The sequence below is a fragment of the Alicyclobacillus acidocaldarius subsp. acidocaldarius DSM 446 genome (assembly GCF_000024285.1).
GTDB classification, from domain to species: Bacteria; Bacillota; Bacilli; order Alicyclobacillales; family Alicyclobacillaceae; genus Alicyclobacillus; species Alicyclobacillus acidocaldarius.
Map to the genome: position 1 here is coordinate 1,592,062 of NC_013205.1, position 13,726 is coordinate 1,605,787.

At 52.4% G+C, this 13,726-nt stretch carries 9 protein-coding genes and 2 pseudogenes; 10 read left to right on the plus strand and 1 reads right to left on the minus strand.

Translation table 11 applies throughout. From position 1 onward, the window contains the following. Positions 1-55: 55 nt before the first annotated feature. Together AACI_RS17290 and AACI_RS15610 are read left to right on the plus strand one after the other, a co-directional pair. The gene (locus tag AACI_RS17290) at positions 56-259 is read left to right on the plus strand and encodes a nucleotidyltransferase domain-containing protein (RefSeq protein WP_394295657.1); all 204 of its coding nucleotides are present in this window, start codon (positions 56-58) and stop codon (positions 257-259) included. A 170-nt stretch (positions 260-429) separates the two neighbouring features. Beyond that, positions 430-1,305 carry a glycine zipper domain-containing protein gene (locus AACI_RS15610; RefSeq protein WP_218917080.1) on the plus strand — a complete coding sequence of 292 codons (876 nt, stop codon included), beginning with the start codon at positions 430-432 and terminating at the stop codon, positions 1,303-1,305. 1,605 nt (positions 1,306-2,910) lie between these two features. Here the strand turns inward: AACI_RS15610 and AACI_RS07580 are convergent. After that, positions 2,911-4,128 carry an IS256 family transposase gene (locus AACI_RS07580; protein WP_012810845.1) on the minus strand — a complete coding sequence of 406 codons (1,218 nt, stop codon included), beginning with the start codon at positions 4,126-4,128 and terminating at the stop codon, positions 2,911-2,913. A 110-nt stretch (positions 4,129-4,238) separates the two neighbouring features. Between AACI_RS07580 and AACI_RS07590 the strand changes: the two genes are divergently transcribed. From AACI_RS07590 to AACI_RS07615, 8 genes and pseudogenes are all read left to right on the plus strand, one after another. After that, entirely contained in the window at positions 4,239-5,378 is a 1,140-nt protein-coding gene (locus tag AACI_RS07590; RefSeq protein WP_012810863.1) for a hypothetical protein, read from the plus strand. A gap of 157 nt (positions 5,379-5,535) precedes the next feature. Then, positions 5,536-6,976, plus strand: a pseudogene (locus AACI_RS07595) (ISLre2 family transposase). A gap of 185 nt (positions 6,977-7,161) precedes the next feature. Continuing rightward, positions 7,162-8,106: a hypothetical protein gene (locus AACI_RS16360; protein ID WP_012810864.1), complete on the plus strand. Its 945-nt coding sequence runs from the start codon at positions 7,162-7,164 to the stop codon at positions 8,104-8,106. 241 nt (positions 8,107-8,347) lie between these two features. After that, positions 8,348-9,358 (plus strand): DUF7309 domain-containing protein, encoded by a 1,011-nt coding sequence (locus AACI_RS07600; protein ID WP_245530473.1) that lies wholly within the window; start codon positions 8,348-8,350, stop codon positions 9,356-9,358. Between the two features lie 213 nt (positions 9,359-9,571). Continuing rightward, the gene (locus tag AACI_RS17295; RefSeq protein ID WP_394295659.1) at positions 9,572-9,910 is read left to right on the plus strand and encodes a VOC family protein; all 339 of its coding nucleotides are present in this window, start codon (positions 9,572-9,574) and stop codon (positions 9,908-9,910) included. 205 nt (positions 9,911-10,115) lie between these two features. Continuing rightward, positions 10,116-10,490, plus strand: a pseudogene (locus AACI_RS16970) (IS1634 family transposase); the annotation flags it as partial. A 291-nt stretch (positions 10,491-10,781) separates the two neighbouring features. Further along, positions 10,782-11,570, plus strand: a complete 789-nt coding sequence (locus AACI_RS16370) for a hypothetical protein (RefSeq protein ID WP_148213756.1) — start codon at positions 10,782-10,784, stop codon at positions 11,568-11,570. 1,225 nt (positions 11,571-12,795) lie between these two features. After that, positions 12,796-13,668 (plus strand): hypothetical protein, encoded by an 873-nt coding sequence (locus AACI_RS07615; RefSeq protein WP_245530474.1) that lies wholly within the window; start codon positions 12,796-12,798, stop codon positions 13,666-13,668. Positions 13,669-13,726: the final 58 nt, after the last annotated feature.

Here is a 13,726-nt window from a genome sequence, read left to right on the forward strand (position 1 = left end):
TACGCTTTTTAGGTCGCGGGATGGAGGGTATTCCGTGATTCTTTGGGATGAGTGGGTGAGACGATTAAAGGAGGAAGAGCCCTCAGCTCTTGCTATCCTGCTATTTGGGAGTCGAGCCGCCGGGGCGGAAGGCCCATACAGCGATGTGGACCTGCGGGTCATTACCGCTCGTGAGCCCGAGGTGCGTGATCGCGTCTACATTGAAAAATGCGAAGGAAGACTTATTCACTCAAGTTTCGCACTCCATTTAAGCACGTAATCCGTTGATTTCACTGAAGTTTTGGGTGATGCAAAAACAAAAACACCCTCGTTTTTCTGGTAGACTGAAGTTGACGAGACAACAACCTACCGAAAAGTGAGGATGTTTCTTACATGGTACGTGATTCTCAGCACCCAGATCAACTCCAGTCCATGGTAACGGCGTTCTTCATGGAATACCATATCGGCAAACTGCTCAGGCAGTCCAACATCACTAAGCAGGCCGGTATCCCTGTACTGGAGGTATTTCGACTTCTGTTTGCGCTAGTCTTCCATCAGCGCAGTCTGAAACGTGTGCTGGAACAACTCGCTATGAACCAATTTGGCAAGGATACGGTGTATCGGTTTTTAAACTCTCCCCGGCACAACTGGCGGCGGTTTCTGCTGTTGCTCAGTTCTGCTGTTGTACGTCGTACCGCTCGACTCACCTCCGAAGATCGGGCGGATGTGTTCATCGTCGATGATTCACTGTTCAGCCGCAGTCGCAGCAAGAAGGTGGAACTGCTGGCCAAGGTCTATGACCACGTCTTACGGAGCAACCTGCTTACGGAGCAACCTGCTTCAATTCCTTCTGGTGATTACTACTTTGATGGTATGGTCTATTCTCCAGCGGGTGTTAATAGACCGTACGCCCATCCAGACAAAGGGTATTATGGTATATCCCCATACGTCACCTGGCACCGAGTAGGAAACCAAGATTTACATTGTCAAATTGATTATTATGATTCTCAATCCATATTGGAAGCTCCTGCTTGGGCTGTAGGCAGTGGGGTTGGTGCACTAGTTGGGGGTATGGTAACTGATGGAAACCTTACTGGTTCCGTGATCGGCGCTATCATTGGCGGAGCCCTTGGCGCATATTACGGTGCACAGGTTGAACGTTTAGCGGACGAAAATGGGTGTATTTGGTTCACTATAGACAACAATCCGCCTATCGTCAACCTGGGTACTTGGTGGGCGCCTGAATGGTATATGGATGTCCGCTATATTGAATTGGGGCCTTGGGCAACCACCAATTTCTATTACTACTTAGGAGGTGTATACTGACTATCTTCTTTTTATAAAGGAGTATGAACTTATATAGAACAAAAAGTATTTTTAGAGGTGATCAATGAATACTTTCTATATATTTCTTGGTGTCTTAAGTGGGCTGTTTCTTATCTTTTCTCTTGTTGTTGCTCGAAAAAAACCTGTAAAACGTGATTTTGCGAATTCTTTCTTCTTCACGCTAGTCACATTTTTTATCGCAGTCCATCCCACCCAGTTATTCACGCTTAGCATACTTCTCGCCGTACTTACGCTATACAATGTATACATCATTTTGAAGAGATAGAGTTGCTCGGAGAAAAATAAACCCGACTTTGACATGTAAACTGAGCACGTAGACTCATGTATGAATGTGGGATCCCACAGCGGCGCGGCTTGTCGGACTTATCCACAGGCGTGCGCTGCTCTTTGCGTGTAAGACATTCATGTCGAACTTCGACGCCACGGTAGCATGAAAATGAGGCGATATTGCGATACGATCGCGTCAGCAGCCGCCAGAGTTCCTCTGACGAAGAACCTCGGGCACGAGAGCTGTAGACACTACACGAGTGATCCACAGGTCCCACGAACTAGCGCCAGGAATGGGTTCGTGGGACTTTGTATGACTACAAAGTGTCGAAGTCGGGTGGCGAATGGGGTGGAGAATATACGCGGGAGTGGTGATGGAGGCCTCAGACGGAGCGAGAGAGGCCACGGTGATAGATGCGCAGTATCAGCCCTATGGTCCGATAGCAGCCATACAGTCCATGCTCCGTACCACGCTTTGGAGCATATCGCGATTAATCTAGCTAGATATCCCCAAAGCAGGAGCAGAGAGAGCCTTATTGGTGTACCATAGTCGTATCATCGGCGTGTCTTCTCCATGTCTCGCAGGTCTGCGGATATGCGCCAGTGATGCGGATTTGCGATGCGAATTGGTCCTGCTTCTGAACATAGGCATGACGTCGAATGAGAGGTTTTGTGTTGGAATTTGAAGGATTTCACCGACTCCCGTCGAATTCTTCATTCGGAGGATGTCATTCGACAGGAGTGAAGCGCGTGAAACTGAACTCGGCTTGCAAGTGGTGCGCGTTCACCCTTGCGTCTTGTGGAGTATTGACCCAAACAAGCCCCATGGTGCAAGCCACAACGACAGAAACCTACACGACAACGGTGGTCATCAACGGGAAAACCTTCTCGCACCCGTCGGGGTTTGTGCAGAATGGGACGACGTATATGCCTCTCTGGTATGTGATGCAGGCGCTGAAGTCACTTGGGTTCTCGAATACGTGGAATGGCGCGGGGGCCAAGAAGGTCTGGACGATCACAAGCGCGAAGGCTCCTTCATTCACGCTCCCGTCCACATCGGGGAACATGTCGATCGTGATTGGCGGAAAGATGTTTGGTAGTGTCCCGTCAAGAGGTGTAAATTCACCGTTTGTGTCTACTGTGTGACATCGGTCGGCTTTGTCCCGTTCGGGGCGATATCGACCGTCTTCACGCGCTGTCAAGGGACGCTTCACTCGTCCTTCGGACGCCCTTGACAGCGCGCTCGCCGGTCGATTCCAAGCCATTAGGGGACAAAGCCTTGGTCTGCGAGCATGCTCGCACGCCCCTTCCCACACGTTATTTTTGCAACATCGCCTCGGCTGCGAGGAACGGACGGTTGGGCTTGAGTTTCGCCATCGACTCCAGGCTGAAATATCGCCGCGACACCAGCCACTCTTCGTGCTGCTCTTGCAAAATCGCTCCAGCGAGGCGCACTACCGATGCTCGATTCGGGAAAATCCCCACGACGTCCATCCGCCGACGCATCTCTCGATTGAGCCGCTCGAGCGGGTTGGTCGAGCAGATCTGCCGCCAGTGCTCGATAGGTAGCGCCATAAAGGCCAGCACGTCCTCCTCTGCTGCCTCCAAAATGTCCATCGCCTTCGGGAAACGCCCCCGGAGTTCCGCGACCACTCGGCGAAGCTGCTCGCGGGCCGCTTCTTGCGTGGGCTGGGTGAAGATCGTCCGGATGATCGAGGCCACCATCGACTGCTCCCTCTTCGGCACTTGGCTCAACACGTTCCGAATCGTGTGCACTTTGCAGCGTTGCCACGTCGCGCCCGTCAGCACTTCCGAAATGGCCTGGCGCAAGCCTGCGTGCGCATCGCTCACCACCAGACGCACGCCCCGAAGACCTCGCGCCTTCAGGCTGCGCAGAAAGTCCGACCAGAACGCGCCGTCCTCGCTCGTTCCGACATCGAATCCGAGTACTTCGCGCTCTCCGGTGTCCGTGACGCCAATGGCGATGACCAGCGCCATGCTCTGCACGCGGCCGCCCTCCCGCACCTTCGGGAACGTGGCATCCAGCCACACGTACGGATACTCACGCTCGAGCGGCCGCTCCTTGAACTGGCGAACCTCTTCATCGATGAGCTGGCAGAGGCGAGACACCTCGCTTTTGCTAATGCCATCCAGGCCCAACGCTCGCACCAGGTCATCGACCTTGCGGGTGCTCACGCCCTTCACGTACGCTTCCTGGATCACAGAAGCCAGCGCTTGTTCCGCTCGACGCCTGGGCTCCAGAATGGAAGGGAAGAAGCTGCCCTGACGGAGCTTTGGAATCTTCAAATCGACCGTCCCGAGGCGCGTGTCCCAGGCCCTTGAACGATAGCCGTTTCGTTGTGTGACACGGCTCTCCGTCCGCTCATAGCGCTCGGCACCGATTTTCTCTGCGGCTTCCGCATCGATGAGGAACTGCGTCACGAGTTGCATCAATTCCCGTAAAAAATCGATCTGATCCACGTCTTGCATCTTGCGAATCCATTCGAGAACTGCGAAGCTATTGAGCGAAGCCATCGTTGCGTGCCTCCTACTTTTGGTGTTGGTCACACTTAGTAGACACGCACGGTGGCTTCTTCGTCAATTGGGGACGACGAATTTTACACCACCACTTGAGACTCTAACAGATGTTTGATGAACAAGTTCAGTCTAGCGTGGCGGTGGACCCGTCTTCGCACAAGCCGACGACGTATGTGCCGATTTGGTACATTGAACAGGCATTACAGGCTGTGGGTGTCACGAACACCTGGAATGGTAACGCGAAGGTGTGGAATCTGACTTCGCAAACGAGCACGACGACTTCTGGGGGAAGCAACACTTCGTCGTCGAGCGGGAGCGGAAGTTCAAGCGCCACAGGTGGCGGAAGTGCACCTTCTTCGGGGGTAGAAACGCAGTCCGCTTTTGTGAATGGAATCTTTCGCGTATTTGCAACTGTAGGGACGATGAACGGACCGAACGGCGGTGGGTATACCCCCGCAAGCGTAGGGATTCAGGCAACCAACGACCCCGTGACGGCGGCGCAGGCGGCTCAATTCGTGTACGATTGGGCACGTCCGGCGCGTGACATCGGGGACAACGAACTCGGTGGTGCCGATCCCGCGTATTCGGGTTTTGCCAACGCATATGACTGGGCAACGACCGAGGGTACGTTGTTCGCTGGCACCAGCGTAACCGGACCAAACTCGGTGATTTCGGCGAGCGACATGCCGACCATTCTTGCCAACCTGAAGAAGTGGCTCGAAGGTGGCGTGTTGCGAGGAAACACATACGATTTTCACTTCCCAATGGTGCCGTTGTATGGGATTTGGCAACGTGATAGCGGAACCCACTTCTTTCCTACGTTCCAGTCCGAGTTGCCAGAAATCATCGATGTGATGAAGATGATGGATACCGCCAGCATCACAGTGGCCAACGGGAAAGTGATCTACAATCAGACAATACCGGAAGGTACGGTGACGTTGGCTCCCGGGATTTATTCGGGAATCAGTAGTAATTGGTGGAATACGGATAAAGGATGGACCAGCCAAGGTTTTAATGATCATTTTCCTGTTACGATTCCTCTTGTTCATGGGGCAACGGAATTGGCGATGGGGATCAACGGGACAAATGCACAATTTTTAAAATACATGATCTATGGGTTAGGTGTCTTCAATTATCAAGGAAAGTTAGAGAACGGACAATTAGTTTCGTTCACTCAAGGTTTAGATCTTGGAGATTCTATAGATCAAGATTATGTGGAGTATGCTGTTGAGTCATATGCTCAATGATCAAAGCGGCCCCTTTGAGTTCGATTTTTCAAAGGGAGCGTATAAAGTTTGAGTAGGGATTGCTTCCGAGAGGAATTTCCGGAGCAAAAGAGAAGAGACCTCACTGTCGACAACAAAATCCCCGCGTTGCAGCGCGGTCAGAGGAGTGAGGTCTCTGATGTTGGATATTCGACGCGCCTTCTTCGCTTTCCTGAACGTGTGGTCGACTGTGCAAGAGTTGGCTGCTCACCCGTGTAACTTCTCGATCCTCGAAGAAAACGTGGTGGGAGCGCTCACTACGGCCGCCGGGGAACTTATTCAACAGGTACTCGAGGTGTGGGATGAGTGGTTAGCGGAGCAACGGGACAAGCGTGAATGGGAGTTGGTTCATCGCAAGTTCCGAACCATCGCGACGACGGTAGGCGAAATCACATACCAGCGACGCTACTACCGGAACAAGGAGACGGGCGAGCGTCGTTTTCTGCTGGATGACGCTGTGGGATTGGAGCCGCGCCGGCGGTTGTCCGCGAAGCTGAGAGAGCAAGCCGTCGCGTTAGCGCTGGATGTGTCCTATCACCGGGCCGCGGAGATTCTCCGGACATGGGTGCCGGACATCAGTGCCATGGCCATCTGGCAAGAGGTTCAGCGGCTTGGAGGAGCCAAGCGAGCGCGGGCAGCGTTGGAGCGGGATGAGGTGTTTGGGCGAGGAGCCTCGACGTCCGGAACACGCGAAGTGGATACGCTGTACGTGGAAGCGGACGGCGTATATGTGCGTAGTCGCAGACAAGAAGAGGGCAAGTCGCACCTAGAAGTGAAGCTGGCGGTGGCGTACGAGGGGAAGGACGAATGAAAGCCAGATCGGCGTGCGTTGGTGACCCGATACGTGGTGGCGGGGACGGAGGAAGGCGAACGATTCTGGGAGGAAGCGGTGACGGCGTTTGGACGCGTTTGGGACTGGCGTCATGTAGAGAGGTGCTGGCTCGGGACGGATGGAGCGGCATGGGCGAAGCAAGGGGCCGACATGTTGCCAGGCGCTCGACACCGACTGGATCCGTTCCATCTCCGACAGGCGCTCATGAGGGCATTGGGGCGGGAAACGGAGACTTACCGGAAGGTTTGGGATGCCCTCAGGGCGGAGGATTGGGCGCGTTGAGGCTGTGCTGACGAAGGCCGAGAGGCGGAGCCAAGGCGCGAAGAGGCAGCGAATTGCGCGGCTGAAGGGATATCTGAAGGAGCATTGGGACGGCATCATGGACAGCGGGGATGTGGTGAGTTTAGGCGCGATTGAAGGCCAGGTGTTTCACCGCGGCGCGCGCCGGATGAAGAGCCATGGGGCGCGATGGAGCGAAAGAGGAGCGGACGCACTGGTCCGGCTGATGGCGGCTCGCGCCAACGGGGAACTTGCCGCGAAAGCTATAGCGAGGCAAGAGAAACATCCCCAGAGGACTCAGGCGGCGCAAGTGACCCAAATGACGGATGCGGAGATTGCGCGCAAGGTTGAGGCCGCGGCGTCCTGGCTTGCGGTCCATATGCCAGCACTGGACGGCCCGCATGCGGGCCGACCATGGGTAAAGTACGTGCTTCGTGAGCTGGCGCGGCTTCCGCACACCATTCCGTGACCGCTTGGCGCAGTGAGGTCCCCTACGATAACTTGACACGCACACACAATCTCGGACTTGATCTTGACAAAGAGAGAGTCAGTGATAGCATTCCAGTATCACCAGTGTTAGAAGAACAGGAATCGGCGCAAAAATATTCGATTAAATGTATACATGTCTGATCATGAAAAAGGAGGGTGAGACGGATGAATGTGTCTAAAATTTCTCTTTGTGGTTTTTTGGCGATCTTTGCAGCAATTCCGATGGCGGAACCAACCGTAGCTTCAGCGGCAACGCATTCGAAGGTCTCTACGATTTCAACCCAGGCATTGACTGCTTCCTCGGTACAGACACTTCCTGACGGAGGTCAGGAGTACATTTATTACATCAATGGTGTCAAGAATGTATTCCCGGTACCACCCAAAGGATTTAATCCGTTGACGGCAACGGATGCACAACTTCGAGAATATGGGTTCCCGCCACGGCCTTCTGATCCCCAGAACCTTCAACAGTGGGAGCAGGAAATGAGTCATTGGAAACGGACGCTTCCGCCCAAGGTGGTAATGACAAATATTTCGCATCGTCTCATTCCGTATAATATTTCACATCGTCTCGTTCCGTATAAAGGAATTACCGAGAACACTTCTGACGCGGAACCAATCGTAGCTTCAGCGGCAGCGCATTCGAAGGTCTCTACGATTTCAACCCAGGCATTGACTGCTTCCTCGGTACAGACACTTCCTGACGGAGGTCAGGAGTACATTTATTACATCAATGGTGTCAAGAATGTATTCCCGGTACCACCCAAAGGATTTAATCCGTTGACGGCAACGGATGCACAACTTCGAGAATATGGGTTCCCGCCACGGCCTTCTGATCCCCAGAACCTTCAACAGTGGGAGCAGGAAATGAGTCATTGGAAACGGACGCTTCCGCCCAAGGTGGTAATGACAAATATTTCGCATCGTCTCATTCCGTATACAGGGACTGCCGAGAATATTTCTGAAAGTGTATTCCAAACAAGTAACTGGTCTGGTTACTACAACTTTTCTAGTTACAACGCTGGCGAATTACCAACAGAACCCTTGGACAAATGCGCAGACTTACAGCATATACGGATACTGGAATCCGATCGGTGCATTGGCCTATAACCAAATCTATATGTATGACAGCAGCGGGAATGTGATGTCCGCATCCAGCAGTCTCACTACTAGTTCTTCGTTCACAGATTATTGGCATCGTTGTGACTGACGATTCTCATGACAAAAGGGGGCGTGTGGCCCTCTTTTGTCATGAGAATCGTTGGTTTTGGCGTGGCCAAGGCCCAACGTGATTTTGTTCTGCCCAGGGGCCATATGCAAGGAGGGTTTGATCATTTCAAACGCACCTACGTTGAGCGAATGGCAGCAACTCTATGATGCCGCTATCGAGTTTCGTAACTTGGCTCCATGGCAATGGATGTATGATGACACCCTTTTCGCCGTCGAGGATCCTGACACCGGCCAGATTGGCTATTGTTCCGTCATGGGCGCTCTTGGCGAGTTTCATGGATTGGCGGTCTTTCCAGGGGAGGCCGGATGGAGGTCTCTTCAATTGCTCAGAGACGACGATTCATACCAGGCTGAAGAACAGCGGATTTTCGGCCAATGCGCGCTCATCGCGTCGTTTGAGAGCAGTCGCGATGTTACGAAGCAGGATCGTGCCATTATGAAGCAGCTTGGCCTCCGCTTCCGGGGTGAACACGCGTGGCCTGTGTTTCGTAGCCACCGTCCAGGGTACTTGCCATGGTATCTGACGCGGGACGAAGCGAAACTCCTGACGGTCGCGCTATCCCAAGCCACCGTCGTAGCTTCTCGCATTCGCCAGCAGTCCGACCTGCTCGAGCCGCCTCAGCCCAACCAAATCCTGACCCGCAGGCGGGTAAAAGACGGCACGTCCTTTGAGTGGATCGACGTCTGGACGGAAACACCGCAGATCACCCTCTCGGCATCCGAGATCCCACCGTTCCGCGTTGATGAGGTCATTTTGAAGCGCATCCGTCGCCAAGACACTCGAAGGGGAGAGTGGGAAGTCGACATCTTTTATGCGCCGTTCGTAGTCGAAGAGGGCGAGCGACCGATGTTCCCCAGAATGTTGATGTGTGTCGACCATGCCTCTGGCATTGTCCTTCAAGTTCATGCGGCTGCTCACGAGACGTACGCGCAGGAGTGCGTGGACAAGATCCTCGAAACTATGTTCATCGGAGGCTGTCCAGCGACGGTCCTATTTCAGCGTCCGGAGGTAGGTATGTTGCTTCACCCCATCGCAGAAGGTCTTGGGATCGAGCTACGTCAGGAAGACTGGCTACCTGCCCTTGAGGAGGCTCGGGAGGCGCTGGAGCAGGGGTTAAGTCGTAAGGTGTGATGGACTTTACGCCCTACATTCGCGCCGATTTCGGGCGCGAATGTGGGACTCAAAAAGATCGTGCTTTCGATACCACACAACCTTCCAGACGAACATTCGTCGGACGTTCAGTTGGCTACTTCGCTCGAGTTTCCAGCTAACTTTCTGTTGCGCGGCGCGAAATGTGGGTCAGAAGGTGAAGTGAGAACTGTGGCTGTGGATCACATTGTGAATGTGGATGAAATTCTCCATTTCGTACCGGATGTCCAGGAGGCAAAGGCGTGGTATCAAGATCTGCTTGGCACGGGCCCCGTGTTTGATCACGAAGCCTATTGCGCTTTTCGCGTGGGCGACACCCTGATTGGGCTTCACCCCACAGATGATAAAACGGGGTGTGGCGTTGCAGGCCAGGTAGCATACTGGAGGGTCCAAGATTTGCAGCGAGCACTGGATCATTTTTTGGCACACGGTTGTCAAGTATTCCGTGGTCCGTCCCTTGGCGTGGACGGCGTGTGGGTTTGCCAAGTTCTCGATCCATATGGGCACGTCTGGGGGCTCGTACAACGTTCGTAAAGCGAGCATCCGGTTCCTACACAGTTGTTCGTCCTTCTTCGGATAGGGCGAATCGAGAATGTAAAAAATGAGTTGACTCAAGGTGAGCCGTTAGATGCCCACCAAAATTGCAGCTTTGCCATGGCGCGGGATTTCGCGGATCATGTGTTGCATCCGCCAGAGGAAAGGCCGTAGTCATGGCGGTGAGGGGTGTTCCGCCATCGGCGACACGCTGTCGACGGAAGATGTCGCACTGGGATACAAGCAGCTTCTGATGGTGGAGTCTGCGTTTCGGACGCTGAAGACGACGTTGGACATCCGTCCCGTGTACCACCGGAAGGACGAGCGGATCCGTTCGCATGTGCTGCTTTGCTGGCTGGCCTTGTTGCTGGTGCGCATCGCCGAAGTCCAAACAGGGCGCTCCTGGCCCGACATCCGCTCCCACATGCAAGCGATGCACCAGGTGACCAAGAGCACCCCAGATGGGATCGTCGTGCAGCGCACCGAAACAACCGAGGTGCAGCGGGAGATCCTGCGAGCCCTGCGGATCACGGAGCCGCCAAGAATTCTGCGGATGGAACCTCGAACACGAGGACTGTAGACACTACACGAGTTATCCACAGGTCCCACGAACCTGCATGGGCAAAGGGTTCGTGGGACTTTGTATGACTACCAAGTGTCGAAGTCGGGAAGACAGTGTTCCATGATATAGGTGTAACACCGAGGCGATCAGGATCGTCTTCTATGCGGTTGGTGAGCATGCTGTAAAGGCGATGACCTCAATGGGGACAGTCGACAGTCGACTTGAGGTCTCGCGTAATACTTGTGCGAGTCTTTATATTGCAATTGCTTTATCAACGGGTAGGAACATGAGTAGGGGGAGTTGGTGAGTGTGAATAAACGTATAATATTGGGAATCGGTATTGCATTTGCAAGTGTGTTGATGCTCGGATGTGGAGAGGTAAAATCGGTTCGCACTTCGGGCAATAACAATAATGAGAAGAGCATAACCCCACAATCTTATCATCAGAAGGATTGGCCTATTCCAGGTGGGTACCCTATCAAGGCTGAATCATTTTCAATACCTAACACAACCGAAAGTTCCTTGATTCCTACAACGATTATCCGCACAGATTACGCAGTCGAGATACCTCATGCATCTGCACCAGCAAGGTTAATGCAGGTGAATATTCCCGGGAATATCGCAAAAAATCTGGTGGGTTATATTATAGAGCTGGGTACCTACGATATTGTATTTATTGCTCCTTCTGGAATGAACAACAAGGCCTACGTGTCCGCTGATGGAGGTTTTCAGGCTGTTTTGCGAAATAAGGATGTAGGAATGTTTATACAATCATCGGGGCCAGATGTTGATGAAGGGGATTATGAAGCAGGGATGTTCTTTCCTTCTGCGAAGGCGGCATTTGTTCGAGATCTGAATATGCCGTATAACGGTCCTGTTTTCGAAAAAAATGCGATGTGGTTACATCAAATTAGCTCGCACCTTGACTTGTTTGGGTATAAGACCACTTCGTTAGCTTATGTGTACGGTATTGCTTACTATAATCCAAGTTCTCATGAAAATTATGGTGTATCTTTTCAGGAAAGTGTTGTATCAAAAAATAGGTTTGAATGGATACCATGGGTTTTATCGGTTGAGATAAAGAAATTGGGTCAGTGAGGCGGATTACATCCGCCTCACCTAAATTTAACGGGAATTTAAGCTGGATAGACATGAGTTGGCCTGAATGGTATTGTATAGTGCTGAGCCAGGACCGTTTCCGTCATCATAGTGTAATTGTGCCCAAGTTCGAGGCCTAGACGGGGAAGGTGTTCCGCTCCATCCGCAGTAGTCGATGTACGTATTGCAAGAGGCGACATTTGAGTATCCCTGCCCTAACGCAATGGCCGCTTGTTTGACTCCTTCGTTGTAATTCCCTTGGTTCGCATAGTACCAGTACGTACAGGCGACAAATGGATATCCGTTGTCCATTAGGTTTGCGTACGAGGTAACGCCATCTAACAAAGAGCAAAAGCATAGTTCTTTGTATCCGGAGACTGAACAAGTCGATCCTACGCCGCACGAACTCCCCTGATTGGCGGGATTATGGCAGTTACAAATATCACCTTTCCCCCACCCGCTTTCAATTCCCCATTGAGCCAATATGAGTGATGCTGGAATAGGGGTTGTCATCATACATTCTGCAAAAAAAGCCCAATCTTCATATTCAGACACAAAATCGCAAATAGAATAGAGACCACACGATGGTGATGACGATGGGCTGGAACATCCTCCGCCAATAGGCAATATCGAAGGGGTTTGATTCATTTGTTCTTCCTCCTCGTATGAAGTGGTGTAGCGAAATGGTTTAGTCGCGCCTGAAAACGCAAGCATGCCCAAGGGGTAACTCACTGTGGTCTTCCGAAAAAACCTTATCTCGAATTCAATCTTAGAAGCTCGGTCCGTTATGGTGACCTCCTTTCATGTTTTTTCGAGTCCTCTACTTCTTAACAACGTTCCAACCTGCGATTTTGAAAACCCCTGAAGCAAATTCTTGTGATTTCGGTCGTCAACCGGATGGAAACACAACGATAAGTGCACGGATGGATGTAGGGAAGACACTACTCCTTCATAGAATGACGAGGCATCGAGATGTCCTACGTCATTGCGCTTCCCCGTGGCGTCTGTTGACCTTATTGATCTTATCTGCAGACAGTAACACCGAGGCGATCAGGATCGTCTTCTATGAGGTTGGTGTGCATGGTGGAAAGGGGATGATTGTATCATGAAGGGGAGATCTTGCACGGGAGTAGGCGTCGGCATAGGGGTTCTGTTCGGTACGATGGTTGCGAGGTCCGTGGTTTGGGCAGGGACTTTGTCACCTTTGTGTAAGTGGGCACCAACGGTGATCGAAGCGAGTGGACAGGTCGTAAGTCACGTCGAGCACATCGTTGCGGTGGATCCGTTTGCGCATGAGAAAACGAGTTGGTTGCCCATTTGGTACCTGGAAACAGCTTTATCCAAATTGGGGGTCCAAAGCACATGGAACGGTCGTGTGTGGACCATGGAGACACCAAGCTCGTGGCGCGCGGACGTGAAGAACACCATCGACAAGATGCCAACAGCTTCGGAGATGGAGTTGGTGATCGACGGCAAGGAGGTCGAAATTGCGCCGAGGCTTGTGGCGAGGGATCCGTGGGGCCATTCAGAAACGACGTATGCGCCAGTGTATTACGTGATGGAGGCAGTGCAGGCCGCTGGAGGCGAAGTCGCTTGGAATGGTGAACAATTGTCCTTGAATGCGCCAAACCCAAACACGTCTTCTTCGAATCAGTCGAAGTCGTATACCGTGTCTCAGATGCGATTTTCAAGCGAATCGGCCGCTGTTGCTGAGATACAAACGCTTGAGGCATCCTACTGGGGAGGCACTTCTCAAAATCCTCCAGTCTCGATCGCGCCGGGTGTAAAGGCCCAATTCAAAGGTGGAGCTGGGCAAAGTGCTTATGAGTGGAATGAAGGAGATTGGACTTTTATCGTTAAACTCTACAGTGCACCATCGACTACGCAAGACACGTTAAAGTTAATCGTCATGGACATTCAGGATAGTGCGTTAGCCGATGTCCGCACGAAGGGAGTGGTGGTTATCACACAGAGCGGTCAATCCACGAATATCTTTAACGTCCATGCGGTTTGGCAAAAAGGAACCTCGGTGTGGCGATTGAATGAGAAGGGCATTCTTCTAAGCGTGCTAAGGAACATTCAGCAAATGAGCTCCTGACGGCAAGAAGACCTTCGCGATATAAACGAACCCAAAACGATAACCGTCGCTATCGCGT